Genomic DNA, 19,628 nt, shown 5'->3' with positions numbered 1-19,628 from the left:
GGCGCGGCACCGGGCTGGCGAGCCCATCCGGCGCGGTGAGGTCTACCAGCCGCGCAAAAGGCGCAGCCCGAGCAGGAAGGCGACGACGGCCGGGCCGACCAGCAGGGTGATCGCCTGGAGGCGGTACGGCATCCGGTGCCGGGTCAGCTCCACCGCGTTGCCCAGCACGATCACCCCGGCCAGCATCAGGAACGCCCCCCACATCCCGGCGGCCCCCACCCCGACCAGGCCGACGCGGATCAGTTGCAGCGTCCCGCCGAGCAGCAGGGCGCCGGCCAGCGCCAGCAGGGAGACCGTCCGGTGCAGCCCCCGGGCCAGCGGGTGGAACAGCCGCCAGTGGTAGGTGCCGGCGACCGCCAGGCAGGGCAGGATCACCATCAGGGGCCAGCCCCGCCCGAACACGCCGAACATCAGCAGCGCCCCGACCGCGAAGACCAGCGCGCCGAGGCAGGCGACCACGTAGCCGGCGAAGGCCCGCCCGCCGCCCCGGGCCAGCAGCGGCCCGCCGGTGGCGGCGATCAGCGCGCCGGGGATCAGCACGAACCCCGCCCACCAGTGGAAGTGCCCGGTGGCCTGCGCGGCCGTGGTGGTCGCCGCCGCCGCCAGTCCGGCCACCGCCAGGCTGACCATCCAGTGCCGGCCGGCATCCGGGTACGACTCCCGAGTCATGACCAGCCCCGTCTCCGCGCTCACCCCGTCAGCCTCGCCCAGCCGCCCGACCCGGTCCATCCGGACAGCCCTACCATCGCGGGTCGGGCCGCCCGGACGACCGTCACGTCGCGCCGCGGATCTCGGCGGGCGGCGGGGCGCCCGGACCGGCGGAGATCAGCTCGTCTCGCCGGCCACGCTGAACGAGCGCAGCCGGTCGATCGCCAGCACGGTGAAGCCCACGCTGATCAACGCGGCCATCACCGCCGCCACCGGCACCGAGACGCCGGCCTCCAGCAACCTGGTGGGGGCCATCTTGTCGGCGAGGCTGATCACGTACTGCTGGATGGAGAGCACCTTCGTGCCGCTGACGACGTTGCCGAGCAGGCCCTCCCAGATCAGCACGTAGACCAGGCCGAGCAGCACCGGCCGCCGGGTGATCATGCTGAGCGCCACGAACAGCGCCGAGTACGCCAGCGCACCGACCGCCGACGCGGCGGCGAGCGCCAACCCGAGCCGTACGGAGTCGGCCAGCACGCCCGCCACGTAGAGCGGCAGGGCCACGGTGACCGCGGTGACGCCGGTGGCCACCGCCAGCTTGGGCAGCACGATCTGCCAGCGCGGCAGCGGCTTGGTCAGGATGTGCACGACCGTGCCGTCGTCGATCTCGGCCCCGAGCACGCCGGTGCCTACGATCAGGGCGACCACCGGGAGCACCACGGCCAGGCCGAGGCCGACCAGCACCGGCGGGCCCCACTGGCCCGGGTCCACCCCGAGCGAGCGGGAGAGCACGGCGAGCAGCACCAGCACCACCGGGAGGGGCAGCAGCAGGAGGAACCGGCGACGCCCGAACAGCCCCCGCACGGTGATCCAGGAAACGGTAGACATGGGTTCAGGCCTCCACGAGGTAGGAGAAGACGCTCTCCAGGGATTCGTCCTCGGGCACCAACTGCCGCACCCGGATGCCCTTGGCCAGGGCGATCTTCGGCAGGACGCGGGTGAACGCGCCGTAGTCGCCGGCCCGCACGGTCAACCCGGCGCGGCCCAGCTCGACCCCCGTCACCGACGCCTCGGCCATCAGCGCCACGGCGAGCGCCCGGTCGTCGGTGGAGTGCACGGCGAAGACGTGCGGCCGGTTGGTCATCAGCCGGCGGATGGTACGGAAGTCGCCGGAGGCGGCCAGCCGGCCGGCGACCATCACCTGGACGGTGCCGGAGACCTGCTCGACCTCCTCCAGGATGTGCGAGCTGAACAGGATGGTGCGGCCGGCGTCGCCGAGGCGGTGCAGCAGCTCCATCATGTGCAGCCGCTGGCGCGGGTCCATCCCGTTGAACGGCTCGTCGAGCAGCAGCACCTGCGGCTCGTGCACCAGCGCCGCGGCCACCCGGGCGCGCTGCCGCATGCCCTTGGAGTACGTGCCGATCCGGCGGTCCTGCGCGCCCTCCATCTCCACCAGGGCGATCGCCCGGCGGGCCGCCTCCGCCGGGTCCGGCAACCGGTGCAGCTTCGCGCTGGCCAGCACGAACTCGTACGCGGTGAGGAACGTGTGCACCGCCTCCCGCTCGCTGACCAGGCCGAGCCGACGGTAGACCTCGGGATTGCGCCAGGTGGGCCGGCCGTCCAGGCTGACCGCCCCGCGCGACGGGGCGAGGAAGCCCGCCATCATGTGCAGCAGCGTGGTCTTGCCGGCGCCGTTCGGGCCGAGCAGCCCGGTGACGCCGGGGCCGAGGCTCATGCTGACGTCGTTGACGGCCACCACGTTGCCGTACCAGCGGGAGACGCCGGCGAGGTCGAGGGTGCTGGCGGCGGCGGTCGGCGTCCCCGCCGCCTGGTCGACGCTGATCGTGGTCATCGGGCGGCCACCTTCCGGTATCGCAGCATCAGCAGGGCGACGCAGCCGGCCACGAGCAGCACGGCGGCGACCGCGTAGACCGGGCCGAAGTCGCCGATCGGCACTCCGCCCTCCCCCTCGAACAGCAGCAGGTCGCCGAGCGCCCAGGTGCCCACCCCGCCCACGATCGTCGAGGGCGAGGCCAGGAAGGCCAGTTCGTTGACCGTCTGGGAGGGCATGATCGACAGGGTGCCGACGATCGGGGTGGTCATCAGGAACACGGCCACGATCCCGCCGGCCGCGAACGCCCGCTTGCCGGTCAGGGAGGCGACCAGCAGCCCGACCGAGGCGAAGACCGCCGCCCAGAGCCCGGCGTAGAGCAGGCTGGGCAACAGGTCGAGCAGCTCGTTCCAGACGCCGCGCATGCCGTCGCCGGTGGTGAAGGCGGCGCCCAGGAACATCACCAGCTGCGGCCCGCCGAGCAGCAACCAGAGCGCGGTCGCCAGCGCCAGCAGCTTGGCCAGCGGGTAGTCCGAACGCGGCAGCGGCCGGGAGAAGTAGAGCGGCAGCACGCCGCTGCGCAGGTCCCGCGAGACCAGCTCGGGAGCCACCACCGCGACGAAGAAGATGACCAGCCAGCTCATGTTGTCGGCGAACTGGGCGTACGTCATCACCGCCTCGCCGATCTGGCTGCGCACCGCCGTGAGCCCGGCGGCCACCACGGTGACGATGGCGACCACCAGCCAGGGGAAGATCTTGGCCTTGGCGCTGCGGCCCAGCCCGAACGCCGTCCGCACGCCGTGCAGGTAGAGGGCGCCGAAGACGGCCCGGCGGCCCAGCCGGGGGCCGGTGTAGCGCTGGTAGCCGATGTCGTGGATGACGCCGGTCGGCTCAGGCATGGCTGGGCTCCCTCGTGGCGAAGAGTTCGGCCACCCGGTGCCGGCGCTGGTCCAGCCGGTGCAGCGGCAGGTCCAGCTCGGCGACCGCGCCGAGGATCAGGTCGTAGGTGGCGTCGTCGGCGAGCTCGACCAGCAGCAGGCGGCCGTCCCGGCGGACCGGCAGGTCGAGCGCCGCCAGCCGGGCGGCCAGTTCCTCCGTGCCCTCGCTGACCTCCACGGCGAGCACGTCGGTGGCCGAGGTCATGGCGGAGATGTGGTCGGCGCGCAGCAGCCGCCCGCCGTCGATGGCGACCAGGGTGTCGCAGATCCGCTCGACCTCGCCGAGCAGGTGCGAGCAGACCAGCACGGAGATGCCGAACTCGGTGCCGATGCGGTGCACCAGCGCCAGCATGGCGTCGCGGCCGGCCGGGTCGAGGCCGTTGGTCGGCTCGTCGAGGAGCAGCAGGTCGGGGTCGTGCACGAGGGCCTGGGCGAGCTTGACCCGCTGCTTCATGCCGGTGGAGTAGCCACCGACCGGGCGGTAGCGCTCCTCGTAGAGCCCGACGTGCCGCAGCGCCTCGGAGGCCCGCTCCCGGGCGACCGTACGCGGCAGCCCGCTGATCCGGCCGAGGTGGGTGACCAGCTCGGCGGCGGAGAGGTCCGGCGGCAGGGCGTCGTGCTCGGGCATGTAGCCCACCCGGGCGCGGACCTGGGCGGAGTCGGTGGTCGGGTCGAGGCCGAGCACCCGGACCCGGCCACTGGTCGGGGCGAGGAGGCCGAGCAGGATCTTGATCAGGGTGGACTTGCCGGCGCCGTTCGCGCCCACCAACCCCACGATCCCCGGCTCGACCGCGACGGTCAGGTCGGCCAGCGCGGTGACCCCACCCCCGTACGTCTTGGTCAGCGACTCGGTCGCGATGAGTGTCACGTCGTACAGCGTAGGAGGCGACGCCCGCTGTGGGCAGCGGCTCGCCCCCGGGCACTCCCCTGATCCTGGCGGCCCGCGTCCCCTAGGGTCCCTGCAGGTGGCGGGCCGCCGGCACCGTCGGCACGCATCGACCTCAGCCAGGCCGGACGGGGCAGACAGGACGCGGCCGGGCCGACACACTGGACGCGTGACCCGACTGTTGCGCGCGCCGCTGACGTGGGTGGTGGTCGCCATCCTCGCCGCGGGGTCGGCGTTCGGCCTCTACTGGTTTCAGCCCTGGAGGCTGGTCACCGACGCCGAGGTCGACGAGGCGCTCTCCAGCGTGGCGGCCACGCCGGCGCCGACGGGTTCCGCCCCGGGTGCCGCGCCCGCCGGGCCGGTCCTCGTCGGGCAGGGCGACTTCGTGACCCACGAGCACGACACGTCGGGCAGCGCGCGGATCGTCCGCACCCCCGACGGGCGGCACCGGCTGGAACTCGTCGGCCTGGCCACCTCCAACGGCCCTGACCTGCGGGTCTGGCTCACCGACCAGCCGGTGCGCAGCGGCACCGCCGGGTGGTGGGTCTTCGACGACGGCCGGTGGGTCGAGCTGGGCCGGCTCAAGGGCAACCGGGGCGACCAGGGTTACGACATCCCGGCCGACGTCGACCTGACGGGCCTGACCAGCGTCTCCATCTGGTGCAAGCGGTTCGCCGTCTCCTTCGGGGCCGCGCCCCTGACCCCGCCCCGCTGACCCGCCGGCCGCCACCCCTACCGTGGCGCCCGGGTGGAGTGGCGCTCTCGACCGATCGCAGGCCGGCTGAGAAACTGTGTGCCGACCAGCGTCGTTTGGGGGATGGATGAGCAACAGCTGGGTGCTGCCCGACGAGGTGCTCCGGGATGCGCCGGCGTACACGCCGCGCCCCGGCGAGCTGGCCGACCTGGAGCTGCTGCTGATCGGGGCGTACGCCCCGCTGGTCGGCTTCATGACCCGCGCCGACCTGGTCTCGGTGAGCCGCCGGGGCCGGCTCGCCGACGGCTCGCCGTGGCCGGTGCCGGTGACCCTCCAGGTGCCGACGGCGCTGGCCCAGGGCCTCGACCCGCGCGACGAGGCACGCCGCACCCTGGTGCTCACCGACGGCGAGGGCGCGCCGGTCGCGGCGTTGGAGGTCGCCGACGCGTGGCCGGTCCGCGACGGGGTGGCCGGCGTCGGGGGCACCGTCCGCCGGCTCGGCGACGGTGGCCACGGCCCGTTCCAGCGGCTGCGCCGCACCCCGGAGGAGGTACGCCCGCTGCTGCCGTCGGGGCGGGTGCTCGGGGTGATCGCCGACCGCCCGCTGCACCGGCCGCAGCTCGCCCAGATCGCGCACGCCGTCCGCACGCTCGGCGCCCACCTGCTGGTGATGATCCCGGTCGGGGAGGACGCCCTCGGCGGGTTGCCCCCGGAGTCGCTCGTGCGCAGCATCTTCGCGGCCCGCGACCGGATGCCGCCGGCCACGCTGGTCGCCGTACCGCTGTCGCGCCGGCGCGACGAGATCAGCGACGCTCTGCTGCGGGCCCGGGTGTCGGCGGCGTACGGCGTCACGCACCTGCTCTCCACCGGCGAGATGCTCTCCGGCGCCGGCCTGCGGGTGCTGGTGCCGCGCGAGCTGGCCTACGACAACCGCGACGGGCAGTGGCGCTGGCGGGAGGACATCCCGCCGCGCAACCGGCGCCTGGCGCTGACCCAGCCGGAGATCGACGATCTGCTGGACCGGGGTTTCCCGTTGCCCGAGTGGCACACCCCGCCGGCGGTGGCGAAGGAGCTGGCGCGGGCCCGGCCACCCCGGCGGCACCGGGGCCTGGTGATCTTCCTGACCGGGCTCTCCGGTTCGGGCAAGTCCACGATCGCCCGGGGCCTGGCCGACGTGCTGCGCGAGCAGGGCGACCGGAGCGTCACGCTGCTCGACGGGGACGTGGTGCGCCGCGAACTCTCCGCCGGGCTGGGCTTCAGCAAGGCCGACCGGGATCTCAACGTCCGGCGGATCGGCTGGGTGGCGGCGGAGATCGCCCGGCACCACGGCGTCGGCATCTGCTGCCCGATCGCCCCCTACGCGCAGGCCCGCGCGACCGCCCGGGAGATGGCGCTGGCCGCCGGCGCGGGTTTCCTGCTGGTGCACGTGGCCACGCCGCTGGAGGTCTGCGAGCAGCGCGACCGCAAGGGCCTCTACGCCAGGGCCCGAGCCGGCCTGCTCACCGGGATGACCGGCATCGACGACCCCTACGAGGAGCCGACCGACGCGGACCTGGTGGTCGACACCAGCGACCTGACGATCGACGAGGCGGTGGAGGCCGTCCTGCACCACCTGAACGAGACGGGCTGGGTCGAGCCCCGACACCCGTCCCTCTGATCGGCCCTCCGCCTGTCCGTGGTTCCCTGCCCCGCGCTAGTGTTCAAACTTGTTCGAACACGTTCAACCGCGTGAGGGTACGCGGCAGGCGCGGAGGTACCGGGAATGCTCGCTCAGCAACGGCAGGCGGCCATCCTGGACCGCGTCCGCGCCACCGGCGGCGTACGGGTCTCCGAGCTGGCCGCCGAGTTCGGCGTCTCGGACATGACCATCCGCCGCGACCTGGAGGCGCTGCACGAGCGCGGCCTGCTGGCCAAGGTGCACGGCGGCGCCACGGTGGCGGGCCCCGGCTCGACCGACGAGCCGGGCTTCCGGGCCAAGTCGGTGCGGCAGCTCGCGGAGAAGGCGGCCATCGCCGGCCGCGCCGCCGAGCTGGTCCGGCCCGGGGCGGCGGTCGCCCTCTCCGCCGGCACCACCACCGCCGAGCTGGCCCGCCGACTGACCGACGTCCCGGGCCTGACCGTGGTCACCAACTCGCTGCCGGTGGCCGAGATACTGCACGCCGGCGGCCGGTCGGACCAGACGGTGGTGCTCACCGGCGGGGTGCGTACGCCGTCGGACGCGCTGGTCGGACCGCTGGCCGTGGCCGCCATCCGGTCGCTGCACCTGGACCTGCTCTTCCTCGGCGTGCACGGGATCACCGAGCGGGCGGGATTCACCACCCCGAACCTGATGGAGGCGGAGACCGACCGCGCCCTGGTGGCCGCCGCCGACCGGCTGGTGGTGCTCGCCGACCACACCAAGTGGGGCACCGTCGGCATCTCCTCGATCGTCGAGCTCTCCGCCGCCCACGTGCTGGTCACCGACGACCGGCTGCCCCCCGACGCGCGGCGGGTGCTCGCCGACCGGGTGGGCGAGCTGGTGGTGGTGCCCGCGACGGGCACGGAACGGGCGGCCACGACGAGCGCCGCGGGGACGTCGAGGTGAAGCGCACCGCGATCACGCTGGCCGACGGCCGGGAACTGATCTACTTCGACGAACGCGACGACGCCGTCCGGGACCAGCCCGACCGGCGCGAACTGCCCCCGCCGACGCCCGCCTCGCAGCTGCGCCTGGACCCGTTGACCGACGAGTGGGTCGCCGTCGCCGTGCACCGGCAGGGCCGCATCTTCCTCCCGCCGGCCGACCAGTGCCCGCTCTGCCCCAGCACCGACGGTCGGCAGAGCGAGATCCCGGCACCCGACTACGACGTCGCCGTCTTCGAGAACCGGTTTCCGGCGTTCAGCGGCCGGGTGGCCGACGAGCCCGCCGAGATCACCGGGTTCACCCCGGTCCGGCCCGGTCGGGGCCGCTGCGAGGTGGTCTGCTTCACCGACGACCACCACGCCTCCTTCGCCACCCTCCCGCCGCGCCGGGTGCGTACCGTCCTCGACGCGCTCGCCGACCGCACGTCGGCGCTCGCGCGACTGCCCGGGGTGGAGCAGGTGTTCTGCTTCGAGAACCGGGGCGTGGAGATCGGCGTGACCCTGCACCATCCGCACGGCCAGATCTACGCGTACCCCTTCGTGACGTCACGGACCCGGGCGCTGCTGGCCGCCGCCCGCCGGCACGCGGACCGCACCGGCGGGCGCAACCTCTACGCCGACGTGCTCGCCGCCGAGCGGGCCGCCGGCGACCGGGTGGTCGCCAGCAACCAGCACTGGACGGCGTACGTCCCGGCGGCGTCCCGCTGGCCGTTCGAGGTGCACGTGGCCCCGCACCGGCCGGTGCCGGACGTCCCCGCGCTCGACGACGCCGAGCGGGACGCCTTCGGGCCGCTCTACCTGGACCTGCTGCGCCGCTTCGACGGGCTGTTCGACGCGCCCATGCCCTACATCGCCGCCTGGCACCAGGCCCCGGTACGCGTCGACCGCGAGCTGAGCCACCTACACCTGCAGTTGTTCAGCATCCGGCGCGCGAAGGACAAGCTGAAGTACCTGGCCGGATCGGAGTCCGCGATGGGCGTCTTCATCAGCGACGTCGCTCCCGAGCGCGCCGCCGAACTCCTGCGCGCGGCGTGACCGCCGAACTCCTGCCCAGGGTGTGACCGCCCGAACTTCCGCGCACCGGGTGGCAGGAAGGGCACCTGCCTGACGCCTGTCGTGGAGGAAGGGTCCTTCCGCACGTCCGGGCCCGGCGAGCCGACAGCCGACCGCCGTCGCAGATTGGTGGGAAGACAGGGCGCGGGGGGCCCGGGACAGGGCCCCCCGCAGGGAAGGGACGGCTGGCTGTGCGCGACAGCCGGGAAGGCTGGCTGATCGGCACGCTTGCCGCGAGGCGACCGCGGTCAACCTTCCTGGACGCGACTGGCATCTCGTCCACCCAGGTCAACGAGGCGCGCCGAAGCAGGTGACGCGACCCGCGTGTCGCCCCGCCGACACGCCGCGAAAACGGGTGAGCCGAGGAGTCGGCGGGCGGCGGGCGGGACGGCCGGCGGGGAGAGCAGGCACCGTGGGAACGGTGGGAGCCCGCCGGGGATGCCGGCGGGCTCCTGGGTGCCGCAGCGGCAGCGCCACAGCGGTGACGCCACCGGGAGGCCCGTCGAGGGGTCACGCCGGCGGACCGGTTGCCCCTCGACGGGGCGGGTGGAGAATCAGGCGGAGAGCTTGCGGGCCAGGTTCTCGTCGAGCGCGTTCATGAACTCGTCGGTGGTCAGCCACGGGGCGTCCCGCGAGATGAGCAGCGAGAGGTCCTTGGTCATCTGGCCGCCCTCGACGGTGTCGACGATGACCTGCTCCAGGGTGTTGGCGAACTCGGTGACCGCCGGCGTGCCGTCCAGCTTGCCCCGGTGGGCCAGCCCTCGGGTCCAGGCGTAGATCGACGCGATCGGGTTGGTGGAGGTCTTCTCGCCCTTCTGCCACTGCCGGTAGTGCCGGGTGACCGTGCCGTGCGCGGCCTCGGCCTCGACCGTACGGCCGTCCGGGGAGAGCAGCACCGAGGTCATCAGGCCCAGCGAGCCGAAGCCCTGCGCGACGGTGTCGGACTGCACGTCACCGTCGTAGTTCTTGCAGGCCCAGACGTAGCCGCCCTCCCACTTGAGCGCGGCGGCGACCATGTCGTCGATGAGCCGGTGCTCGTAGGTGAGACCGGCGGCGTCGAACTCGGCCTTGAACTCGGCCTCGAACACCTCGGCGAAGATGTCCTTGAACCGACCGTCGTACGCCTTGAGGATGGTGTTCTTGGTCGACATGTAGACCGGGTAGTTGCGGTCCAGGCCGTAGCGGAACGAGGCGCGGGCGAAGTCCCGGATCGACTCGTCGTAGTTGTACATGCCCATGGCGATGCCGCCGCCGGGGAAGTTGGCGACCTCCATCTCCATCGGTTCGCCGCCGTCGGCCGGGGTGTAGGTGATGGTCACCGTGCCCGGGCCCGGGACGACGAAGTCGGTGGCCTTGTACTGGTCACCGTGGGCGTGCCGGCCGATGATGATCGGCTTGGTCCAGCCGGGGACCAGCCGCGGCACGTTGGACATGATGATCGGCTCACGGAAGACGACACCGCCGAGGATGTTGCGGATCGTGCCGTTCGGCGACCGCCACATCTTCTTCAGGCCGAACTCCTCCACCCGGGCCTCGTCCGGGGTGATGGTCGCGCACTTGACGCCGACGCCGTGCTCCTTGATGGCGTTGGCGGCGTCGACGGTGACCTGGTCGTCGGTCTCGTCGCGGTGCTGGATCGACAGGTCGTAGTAGTGCAGGTCGACGTCGAGGTAGGGCAGGATCAGCTGCTCCCGGATCTGCTTCCAGATGATCCGGGTCATCTCGTCGCCGTCGAGCTCAACGACCGGGTTGTTTACCTTGATCTTCGCCATCGGCCGGCGCTCCTCTCGGGGGACACGTGCTCAAGCAGTACGAGCGTACTGGAAACTGGTCGGCAACCCTCAGCCGGCCTCGGTCGGGCCGGAATAACGACGTGCACGGCACGGGAGACCGCTGGCACCATCGCCGGATGCCACTGAGCCGCAACCTCGGGTCTATCACGGTCACCGCGCTCACCGACGGCGAGGGGCCGTTCTTCCAGCCCCGCGCGGAGGCGTTCCCGGACGCCACGGCGGAGCACTGGCGCGCGGCCGACCGGAGGGACCCGGCCACGGTGACCGCCGACGGGCGGTGGTGGCTGCCGTTCCGCAGTTTCGCGATCCGCGCCGGGGACGGGCCGGTGACCCTGGTCGACGCCGGAATCGGCCCGGCCGGCTCCCCCGCCTCGGGCTGGGCGCCGGTGCCCGGCCGGCTGCCGGCCGAGCTCGCCGCCGCCGGCATCGACCCGGCCGACGTACGCACGGTGGTGCTCACCCACCTGCACACCGACCATGTCGGCTGGGCGGTCACCGGCTCGCCGGGCACGCCGTACTTCCCGAACGCCGACTACCTGCTCCAACGGGCCGAGCTGGCCGCCGTGGGGCAGCTCAACCCGGGGCTGTCGGCCGGCCTCGTCGCGCCGTTGCGCGCCGCCGGCCAGCTCCGGGTGGTCGACGGCGAGGAGAGGCTCGACCCGACCGTACGGCTGCTGCCGACACCGGGGCACACGCCCGGGCACCAGTCGGTGCTGCTGGAGGTCGGCGACGAGCGGCTACTGCTCACCGGCGACCTGCTGGTGCACGCCGTGCAACTGGTCGACCCCGGGCTGGCGTACGCCCACGAGGAGGACGCCGACGCGGCGCGTGCCTCGCGGGTGGGCCTGCTGCGCGACCTGGCCGCGCGGGGCCCCGCGGTGCTCGCCACCCCGCACCTGGGCGAGGCGTTCGTCGCGCTGTAGGACGCAGACGTCGAAGGGGCACGCCGGCGGACCGGCGTGCCCCTTCGACGGGTGGATCACATGTTGGCGACGTCGCCCTGCTTGGCGCGGACGGCCTCGGCGGCCTCCTTCAGGCTGGCCAGCTCGTCGGCGTCCAGGTCGGTCTCGACGACCCGCTTGACGCCCTCGGCGCCGATCTCGGCCTCGACGCCCAGGTAGACACCGGAGATGCCGTACTCGCCGTCAACCCAGGCGCAGACCGGCATGACCTCGCCGGAGTCCTCCGCGACGGCCTTGGCCATCCGGGCGGCGGCGGCGGACGGCGCGTAGTACGCCGAACCGGTCTTGAGCAGCGCGACCACCTCGGCGCCGCCGTTGCGGGTCTTGACGACCAGCTCCTCGATCTGCTCGGCCGGCATGGCCTCGCGCAGCGGCTTGCCGTCGACCGTGCTCTTGGAGGGCACCGGCACCATCGTGTCGCCGTGCGAACCGAGGGTCAGCGTCTTGACCGACTTCACCGGTACGTTCAGCGCCTCGGCCACGAAGTTGCTGAACCGGGCGGTGTCCAGCATGCCGGCCTGGCCGAGGACCCGGTTCTTCGGGAACTGGGTGGCGAGCTGGGCCAGCGCGGTCATCTCGTCCAGCGGGTTGGACACCACGATGACGACGGCGCTCGGGGCGTACTTGGCGACGTTCTCGGAGACCTGACGGACGATCTTGGCGTTCGTCTCGAGCAGGTCCATCCGGCTCATGCCCGGCTTACGCGGCAGGCCGGCGGTGATCACCACGACGTCCGAGCCCTCGATCGCCTCGTAGCCCTCGCCGTTCGGGCCCGTGGTCACGCCGACCACCTTGGTCTCGAAGCCCTCGATGGCGCGCGACTGGTTGAGGTCCAGGGCGAGACCCGCGGGCTTGCCCTCCACGATGTCGGTGATCACGACGGTGTCGAAGACGTCGTACTCGGCCAGGCGCTGCGCGGTGGTGGAGCCGTAGAAGCCAGCCCCGACGACAGTGACCTTCTTACCCATGGTCGTCCCACTCCCTGCTACCAGTCGGTTTTCCGGACCGTATCAGTCATCCTGGCACCCCTCAGGGCAGGGGCGGCGGCCATCGCCGGGATGGGGCGAACGTCACCGTCGTCCCGGCTCCGGGGCGGGGCGGCCGGACGTCCCATTGGCTGGGAGCCGGACGGGGCTCAGCCGCGCTCGGCCCGCTCCACCACGTTGGTCAGCAGCATCGCGCGGGTCATCGGGCCGACACCGCCCGGCATGGGCACCAGCTTGCCGGCCACCTCCGCCGCCTCGGGGGCGACGTCGCCGGTGTAGCGGCCCTTGCCGTCCGGGCCGATCACCCGGGTGATGCCGACGTCGACCACCACGGCGCCCGGCGTGACCATGTCGGCGGTGAGCAGGCCCGGCACGCCGGCGGCCACGATGACGATGTCGGCGGCCCGGGTGTGCGAGGCCAGGTCGAGGGTGCCGGTGTGGCAGAGGGTCACGGTGGCGTTCTCGCTGCGCCGGGTGAGCAGCAGGCCGAGCGGGCGGCCGACGGTGTTGCCGCGACCGACCACGGCGACCTTGGCGCCGCGCAGCGCCACGTCGTGCCTGCGGAGCAGCTCGACGATGCCGCGCGGGGTGCAGGGCAGCGGACCGTCGTAGCCGAGCACGAGCCGGCCGAGGTTGACCGGGTGCAGCCCGTCGGCGTCCTTGTCGGGGTCGATCAGCTCCAGCACCCGCTGGGTGTCGAGGTGGCCCGGCAGCGGCAGCTGGACGATGTAGCCGTGGCACGCCGGGTCGGCGTTCAGCTCGGCGAGCACGGCGTCGACCTGCGCCTGGGTCGCGTCGGCCGGCAGCTCGCGGCGGATCGAGGCGATGCCCACCTCGGCGCAGTCCCGGTGCTTGCCGTTGACGTACGCCTGGGAGCCGGGGTCCGCACCGACCAGGACGGTGCCGAGCCCGGGGGTGACACCGCGTTCCGCCAGTGCCTTGACCCGTGTCCGCAGCTCGTCCTTGATCTCGGCCGCGGTCGCCTTGCCGTCCAGAAGCGTCGCCGTCACGTCCAGATCGTCTCACGGCCCACGGCCGACCATCCGACGACCTGAGCCAAGCCGACCCGCCGATCACGATGGGTGACGTGGATTTAATCACCGTTAGTCACCATCGAGTGATGGGGGTCGCTCCCGGATCCGGACTCCCGGCACTTCGCGGGATGGGCGGACACGCCTCGCGCGAGCGAACGCAGGGTGGCAGCCCGTTCGCGACGGGCACCGGAAGCGTCGAGAGTTTTCACAGTTCAACGCTCGATTTCCGCGCCAGGGGCATTAGCAGACGCAGCCCGTCCCGGCAAGCCCTCCACCGGGACTCCGTTACCCGTTCGCAACCCAGTCGTTGTCGATCGCCGGCCGGCGGCCTACCGTTGCCCAACGTTGCGCAGCGTACACCCAACGCCGGGCCTGACTGCGCAGCGTGAGGAGATGAGGAGGCTACATGCGTGTTCGTAGGCTCGCTGCCTGGACCGCCCTCCCGCTCGCGGTGACCCTGGGCCTGGTGGCCTGCGGCTCGGGCGGCGACGGTGGATCAGGCGAGAGCAACCCCGACGCGGCCGTGCGGATCGAGATCGCCGAGCCGCAGCACCTGGTGCCGACCAACACCAACGAGACGAGCGGTTCACAGGTGCTCGCCGCCCTGTTCAGCCCGCTCGTCGACTACGACGAGGCCAACAAGCCCTACGAGGTGGCGGCCGAGTCGGTGACGTCCGAGGACAACACGACCTGGACGGTCAGGCTGAAGGACGGCTACACCTTCCACAACGGCGAGAAGGTCACCGCCGACAACTACGTCGACGCCTGGAACTACGGCGCGTACGCCCCGAACGGCCAGAACTCCAGCTACTTCTTCGAGAAGATCGCCGGCTACGAGGACATGCAGGGGGAGACCCCGAAGGCGAAGACGCTCAGCGGGCTGAAGAAGGTCGACGACCTGACCTTCACCGTCACGCTGTCCCAGCCGTACAGCGAGTTCCGGACCATGCTCGGTTACACCGCCTTCTACCCGATGCCCAAGGCGGCGTTCTCCGCCCCGGGCGTGCTGGCCGAGGGGTACGAGCAGGCGCCGGTCGGCCAGGGCCCGTTCAAGATGAAGGGCACCTGGCAGCACGACGCCAAGGTCGAGGTCGAGAAGTACGACGCCTTCCCCGGCGAGAAGCCGAAGGTGGCCGGCGTCGAGTTCCGGATCTACCAGCAGCCGACCGCCGCGTACGCGGACGTGCTCTCGGACAACCTGGACGTCATCAAGACCATCCCGACCGAGAACCTCTCGACGGCCGACACCGACCTCGGCGACCGGTTCAAGCAGAGCCCCGCCTCGTCGTTCCAGTTCCTGGCCTTCCCGACCTTCGAGGAGGAGTTCAGCAACCCGGACGTGCGCAAGGCCATCTCGATGGCGATCGACCGGGACGAGATCACCAAGTCGATCTTCAAGGACTCGCAGCAGCCGGCCCGCTCGTTCGTCTCGCCGGTCGTCGCGGGCTACCGCGACAACACCATCGGCGAGGCCGGCGAGTTCGACCCGGCCAAGGCCAAGGCCCTCTACCAGGCCGCGGGCGGCCCCGCGAAGATCGAGCTGTCCTACAACGGCGACGGCGGCCACAAGGACTGGATCGACGCGACCTGCAACCAGCTCAAGGCCAACCTGGGCGTGGACTGCGTGGGCACCGCCGAGCCGAAGTTCGCGGACCTGCTGACCAAGGTGAAGGACAAGCAGCCCGTCGGCCTGTTCCGGATGGGCTGGGTCATGGACTACCCGTCCATGGAGAACTACCTCGGCCCGCTGTACAGCGGCAACGGCTCGTCGAACTACTACGGCTACGCCAACCCGGACTTCGACAAGCTCCTCGCCGAGGGCGCCAGCGCCGCGAACGAGGAAGAGGCGATCAAGAAGTACCAGGCGGCGGAGGACCTGCTGGCGCAGGACCTGCCGGTGATCCCGCTGCGGTACGGCCAGAACAACTTCGGCCACTCGACCAAGGTCACGAACGTGGAGATGGATCTCTTCGACCGGATCGACCTGCTGAAGATCGAGGCCGTCAAGTAACACCACGGCATGACGGGTCGGGCCATCGGCGTACGGTGGCCCGACCCGCCATCCTCTTCGCACTTTTTCCGCCAGACTGCCAAGTATGTTCCGCTTCATCCTGCGGCGTCTGCTCCAGATGGTCCTCGCGTTCTTCGGGACGACGCTGATCGTCTACGCGCTGATGTTCGCCGGCCAGGGCGACCCGATCCAGGCGCTCGCCGGCGAGCGCCCGGTCACGGCGGCGCAGCGGGCGTACCTGACGGAGAAGTTCCACCTCGACCGGACCGGGGTCGGTGGCTTCTTCTACCGCTACTTCGACTACCTCAAGAACCTGCTCCAGGGTGACCTCGGGCAGTCCCTCACGGGACGCTCGATCGGGGACATCCTGGCCGCCGCCTGGCCGGTCACGGTCAAGCTGGCGCTGATCGCCATGGCGGTCACCATCCTCTTCGGCGTCACCGCGGGCGTACTCGCCGGCATCCGGCGGGCCAGCATCTTCGACAACTCGACGCTGCTGCTGACCCTGCTGGTGCTCGGCATCCCGACGATCGTGCTCGCCCCGCTGGCGCAGTACCTCCTCGGCGTCAAGTGGCAGCTCTTCCCACCCACCGCCGGCGCCAACCCGGACCTGTACGCGCTCCTGCTGCCCGGCATCGTGCTCGGCTCGCTCTCGCTGGCCACCGCCCTGCGGCTGACCCGGACGTCGGTGGCCGAGAACCTGCGCGCCGACTACGTCCGCACCGCCCGGTCCAAGGGACTGGTGAGGCGGCGGATCGTCACCGTCCACGTGCTGCGCAACTCGCTCATCCCGGTGGTCACCTTCCTCGGCGTCGAGCTGGGCAACCTGATGAGCGGCGCGATCATCACCGAGGGCGTGTTCAACATCCCCGGGGTCGGCTTCAACCTCTTCCGCGGCATCCGCACGGAGGACGGCCCGCTGGTGGTGGGCATCGTCAGCGTGCTCGTCGTGGTCTACCTCGTCTCCAACCTGGTGGTGGACGTCCTGTACGCCGTACTCGACCCGAGGATCCGCTATGAGTGAGCAGGTGCGGGAGCACGCAGCGAGGTGTCGGCCATGAGTGACTTCGAGACCGTCGCCGCGACCGAGAACCAGACCGCGCGGCGGGGACCGTCGGGTGAGCCGGGCGCGCCGAGCCAGGTGGGCGTACCGCAGAAGCCCCGCAGCCTGGCCGGCGACGCCTGGCGCGACCTGCGCCGCAAGCCGATCTTCTGGATCAGCCTCGCCCTGGTGGTGCTGGTCGCCGCCATGGCGGCCGTTCCCGGGTTGTTCACGGCCAACGACCCGCGCGACTGCGTGCTGGCCCGCCAGCACGCCGGGCCGTCCGGCGGGGCCATCTTCGGGTACGACTTCCAGGGCTGCGACACGTACTCCCGGGCGGTCTACGGGGCCCGCGCGTCGCTGCTGGTCGGCGCGCTCTCCGCGCTGCTCACCGGCCTGATCGCGCTCACCGTCGGGATGCTGGCCGGCTACTTCGGCCGCTGGGTCGACGCGGTGCTCTCCCGGGTGATCGACATCGTCCTCGGCATCCCGCTCCTGCTCGCCGCGATCGTGCTGCTCAAGCGGGTCAACAGCGACAGCTCGGCGGTCCGGATCGGCGCGGTCGTCTTCGTGCTGGCGATCCTCGGCTGGACCACCGCCGCCCGCGTCGTCCGCTCCTCGGTGATCACCGCCAAGGAGCAGGACTACGTCGCGGCGGCCCGGATGCTCGGGGCCGGCGACGGCCGGATCATGCTGCGGCACATCCTGCCGAACGCGCTCGCCCCGGCGATCGTGGTGCTGACCATCGCCCTCGGCTCGTTCATCGCCGCCGAGGCCACGCTGAGCTTCCTCGGCATCGGGCTCAGGGCCCCGACCATCTCCTGGGGCATCGACATCGACTCCGGCCGGGTGCACATGCGGGAGGCCGCCACCCCGCTGCTGGTCCCCTCGACGTTCCTGGCGCTGACCGTCCTGGCGTTCATCATGCTCGGCGACGCGATCCGCGACGCCTTCGACCCGAAGCTGCGATGACGCGCCCACCCGTCGCGAACGAAAGGCGTGAACCGTGAGTCAGTCCGCCGTCCGGCCCACGCCGGCCTCACCGACGCCCGAGGGTGGGCACCTGTTGGACGTACGGGACCTGCACGTCGAGTTCCGCACCGGCGAGGGCGTGGCCAAGGTGATCAACGGGGTGTCGTACCACCTGGATCCCGGTGAGACGCTCGCGGTGCTCGGCGAGTCGGGCTCCGGCAAGTCGGTCACCGCGCAGGCGATCATGGGCATCCTCGACACGCCGCCCGCCGTGATCCGCTCCGGAGAGGTCCTCTACCAGGGGCGGGACCTGTTGAAGCTGCCGGAGGAGCAGCGCCGGCAGGTACGCGGCAAGGATATCGCCATGATCTTCCAGGACGCCCTCTCCGCGCTGAACCCGGTCTTCCCGGTCGGCTGGCAGATCGGCGAGACGCTGCGCCGGCGCGAGGGCATGTCCAAGGCGGACACCCGCGGGCGGGTCGTCGAGCTGATGGACCTGGTACGGATCCCGGCAGCCGCCAGCCGGCTCGGCGACTACCCGCACCAGTTCTCCGGCGGAATGCGGCAACGCGTCATGATCGCGATGGCGCTGGCCATGAACCCGAGGGTGCTGATCGCCGACGAGCCCACCACCGCCCTCGACGTCACCGTGCAGGCCCAGATCATGGACCTCCTGGCGGACCTGCGCCGCGACCTCGACATGGCGATGATCCTGATCACGCACGACCTCGGCGTGGTGGCCGGCGTCGCGGACCGGATCGCCGTCATGTACGCCGGCCGCATCGTCGAGCACGCCGACGTCCGCTCGCTCTACCGGGCGCCGGCCCACCCGTACACGAAGGGGCTGCTGGAGTCGATCCCGCGGCTGGACGTACGGGGTCAGGAGCTGGCCACGATCAAGGGACTGCCGCCCAACCTGATGCGGATCCCGTCCGGCTGCCCCTTCCACCCCCGGTGCCCGTACGTGCAGCAGGTCTGCGTCGACGTGGTGCCGGACGACCTGGTCCTCGGCGACGGCCGGACCAGCGCGTGCCACTTCGCCCAGGAGGTGCGTGATGACAGCGCCCGCTAGCCCGACCAAGGTGCGCGGCGAGACGATCCTCGCCGTCGACGATCTCGTCAAGCACTTCCCGATCCGCCGGGGCGTGCTGTTCCAGCGGCAGGTCGGCGCGGTCAAGGCCGTCGACGGGGTCAGCTTCGAGCTGCGCCGGGGCGAGACCCTCGGGGTGGTCGGCGAGTCCGGCTGCGGCAAGTCGACGCTGGCCCGGCTGCTCATGCGGCTGGAGACGCCGACCGCCGGCCGGGCCACCCTGGAGGGACGGGACCTGTTCTCCGCCTCCGGTGCCGAGCTGCGCCGGCTGCGGCGCAACATGCAGATGGTCATGCAGGACCCGTACACCTCGCTGAACCCCCGGATGACGGTCGGCGACATCATCGGCGAGCCGTTCGAGATCCACCCGGACGCCGCGCCGAAGGGCAGCCGGCAGGGCCGGGTACGGGAGCTGCTCGACGTGGTCGGCCTCAACCCGGAGCACATCAACCGCTACCCGCACCAGTTCTCCGGCGGCCAGCGGCAGCGCATCGGCATCGCCCGCGCGCTCGCCCTGCGACCCGAGATCATCGTCTGCGACGAGCCGGTCAGCGCCCTCGACGTGTCGATCCAGGCCCAGGTGATCAACCTGCTGGAGAAGCTCCAGGACGAGTTCGGCCTGTCGTACATCTTCATCGCGCACGACCTGTCGGTGGTCCGGCACATCTCCGACCGGGTCGCGGTCATGTACCTCGGCAAGATCGTGGAGATCGGCACCGAGGACGAGATCTACGAGCGGGCCACGCACCCGTACACCCAGGCGCTGCTCTCGGCCGTGCCGGTGCCGGACCCGGAGGCCCGCGACCAGCGCAGCATGATCCGGCTCACCGGCGACGTGCCGAGCCCGGCCGACCCGCCGAGCGGCTGCAACTTCCGCACCCGGTGCTGGAAGGCGCAGGAGGTCTGCGCCATCGAGGAGCCCCACACGGTCCCCCGCGCGGCCGACCCGCACCCCTCGGCCTGCCACTTCGCCGCCCTCCGCCCCACCCCCTGAACCGCCACCGTCCGGGTCGATCATGCAGTTGCGGTGGGCGGACAGCACCTTTTCGCCCCTTCCGCGGGGCAC

General features: G+C 71.9%; 18 protein-coding genes. 10 read left to right on the top strand and 8 right to left on the bottom strand.

The genetic code is table 11. The features are described 5' to 3' along the window. Positions 1-42 precede the first annotated feature (42 nt). The 5 genes from ACGFIG_RS03250 to ACGFIG_RS03230 form a co-directional block, all read right to left on the bottom strand. Entirely contained in the window at positions 43-693 is a 651-nt protein-coding gene (locus ACGFIG_RS03250) for a hypothetical protein (RefSeq protein ID WP_392998650.1), read from the bottom strand. Positions 694-825: 132 nt separating this feature from the next. Beyond that, positions 826-1,536, bottom strand: coding sequence for an ABC transporter permease subunit (locus ACGFIG_RS03245; RefSeq protein ID WP_392998648.1), 711 nt, complete (start codon positions 1,534-1,536; stop codon positions 826-828). Positions 1,537-1,540: 4 nt separating this feature from the next. Then, complete coding sequence (locus tag ACGFIG_RS03240) at positions 1,541-2,500, bottom strand: ABC transporter ATP-binding protein (protein WP_392998646.1); 960 nt, start codon at positions 2,498-2,500, stop codon at positions 1,541-1,543. Further along, positions 2,497-3,378, bottom strand: a complete 882-nt coding sequence (locus tag ACGFIG_RS03235; protein ID WP_392998644.1) for an ABC transporter permease — start codon at positions 3,376-3,378, stop codon at positions 2,497-2,499. Before ACGFIG_RS03235 ends, ACGFIG_RS03240 begins: the two co-directional genes overlap by 4 nt. Further along, the gene (locus ACGFIG_RS03230; RefSeq protein WP_392998642.1) at positions 3,371-4,285 is read right to left on the bottom strand and encodes an ABC transporter ATP-binding protein; all 915 of its coding nucleotides are present in this window, start codon (positions 4,283-4,285) and stop codon (positions 3,371-3,373) included. Before ACGFIG_RS03230 ends, ACGFIG_RS03235 begins: the two co-directional genes overlap by 8 nt. A gap of 187 nt (positions 4,286-4,472) precedes the next feature. On the opposite strand from ACGFIG_RS03230, the gene ACGFIG_RS03225 reads away from it, so the two are divergent. The 4 genes from ACGFIG_RS03225 (at position 4,473) to galT (ending at position 8,654) form a co-directional block, all read left to right on the top strand. Further along, positions 4,473-5,018 (top strand): DM13 domain-containing protein, encoded by a 546-nt coding sequence (locus ACGFIG_RS03225; RefSeq protein WP_392998640.1) that lies wholly within the window; start codon positions 4,473-4,475, stop codon positions 5,016-5,018. A gap of 106 nt (positions 5,019-5,124) precedes the next feature. Continuing rightward, positions 5,125-6,654, top strand: coding sequence for an adenylyl-sulfate kinase (cysC, locus tag ACGFIG_RS03220; protein WP_392998638.1), 1,530 nt, complete (start codon positions 5,125-5,127; stop codon positions 6,652-6,654). Between the two features lie 105 nt (positions 6,655-6,759). Continuing rightward, positions 6,760-7,581 carry a DeoR/GlpR family DNA-binding transcription regulator gene (locus tag ACGFIG_RS03215; protein WP_392998636.1) on the top strand — a complete coding sequence of 274 codons (822 nt, stop codon included), beginning with the start codon at positions 6,760-6,762 and terminating at the stop codon, positions 7,579-7,581. Further along, positions 7,578-8,654: a galactose-1-phosphate uridylyltransferase gene (galT, locus tag ACGFIG_RS03210; protein ID WP_392998634.1), complete on the top strand. Its 1,077-nt coding sequence runs from the start codon at positions 7,578-7,580 to the stop codon at positions 8,652-8,654. The genes ACGFIG_RS03215 and galT overlap by 4 nt, the downstream gene beginning before the upstream one ends. A 572-nt stretch (positions 8,655-9,226) precedes the next feature. On the opposite strand, the gene ACGFIG_RS03205 is transcribed toward galT, so the two are convergent. Then, positions 9,227-10,444 (bottom strand): NADP-dependent isocitrate dehydrogenase, encoded by a 1,218-nt coding sequence (locus tag ACGFIG_RS03205; RefSeq protein ID WP_132231004.1) that lies wholly within the window; start codon positions 10,442-10,444, stop codon positions 9,227-9,229. A gap of 137 nt (positions 10,445-10,581) precedes the next feature. On the opposite strand from ACGFIG_RS03205, the gene ACGFIG_RS03200 reads away from it, so the two are divergent. Beyond that, a complete protein-coding gene (locus ACGFIG_RS03200; protein WP_392998632.1) occupies positions 10,582-11,388 on the top strand; it encodes an MBL fold metallo-hydrolase in 807 nt (268 codons plus the stop codon). 56 nt (positions 11,389-11,444) lie between these two features. Here ACGFIG_RS03200 and ACGFIG_RS03195 read toward each other — a convergent pair whose 3' ends face one another. Beyond that, entirely contained in the window at positions 11,445-12,395 is a 951-nt protein-coding gene (locus ACGFIG_RS03195) for a malate dehydrogenase (protein WP_392998630.1), read from the bottom strand. Between the two features lie 167 nt (positions 12,396-12,562). Continuing rightward, positions 12,563-13,423: a bifunctional methylenetetrahydrofolate dehydrogenase/methenyltetrahydrofolate cyclohydrolase gene (locus ACGFIG_RS03190; RefSeq protein ID WP_392998628.1), complete on the bottom strand. Its 861-nt coding sequence runs from the start codon at positions 13,421-13,423 to the stop codon at positions 12,563-12,565. Positions 13,424-13,853: 430 nt separating this feature from the next. Between ACGFIG_RS03190 and ACGFIG_RS03185 the strand changes: the two genes are divergently transcribed. The 5 genes from ACGFIG_RS03185 (at position 13,854) to ACGFIG_RS03165 (ending at position 19,556) form a co-directional block, all read left to right on the top strand. Next, positions 13,854-15,458: an ABC transporter substrate-binding protein gene (locus ACGFIG_RS03185; protein ID WP_392998626.1), complete on the top strand. Its 1,605-nt coding sequence runs from the start codon at positions 13,854-13,856 to the stop codon at positions 15,456-15,458. Positions 15,459-15,543: 85 nt separating this feature from the next. Beyond that, positions 15,544-16,482, top strand: a complete 939-nt coding sequence (locus tag ACGFIG_RS03180) for an ABC transporter permease (RefSeq protein WP_392998624.1) — start codon at positions 15,544-15,546, stop codon at positions 16,480-16,482. A gap of 33 nt (positions 16,483-16,515) precedes the next feature. Beyond that, on the top strand, positions 16,516-17,472 hold the full coding sequence (locus tag ACGFIG_RS03175; protein ID WP_392998622.1) for an ABC transporter permease: 957 nt from the start codon (positions 16,516-16,518) through the stop codon (positions 17,470-17,472). A gap of 34 nt (positions 17,473-17,506) precedes the next feature. After that, complete coding sequence (locus tag ACGFIG_RS03170) at positions 17,507-18,544, top strand: ABC transporter ATP-binding protein (protein WP_392998620.1); 1,038 nt, start codon at positions 17,507-17,509, stop codon at positions 18,542-18,544. Further along, positions 18,528-19,556, top strand: coding sequence for an ABC transporter ATP-binding protein (locus tag ACGFIG_RS03165; protein ID WP_392998618.1), 1,029 nt, complete (start codon positions 18,528-18,530; stop codon positions 19,554-19,556). The genes ACGFIG_RS03170 and ACGFIG_RS03165 overlap by 17 nt, the downstream gene beginning before the upstream one ends. Positions 19,557-19,628 lie beyond the last annotated feature (72 nt).

The organism is Micromonospora sp. NPDC049048 (assembly GCF_043197615.1).
Taxonomy (GTDB): domain Bacteria; phylum Actinomycetota; class Actinomycetes; order Mycobacteriales; family Micromonosporaceae; genus Micromonospora.
The sequence above is the reverse complement of the archived record's forward strand: the minus strand, read 5'-3'. Positions and strand labels throughout refer to the sequence as shown.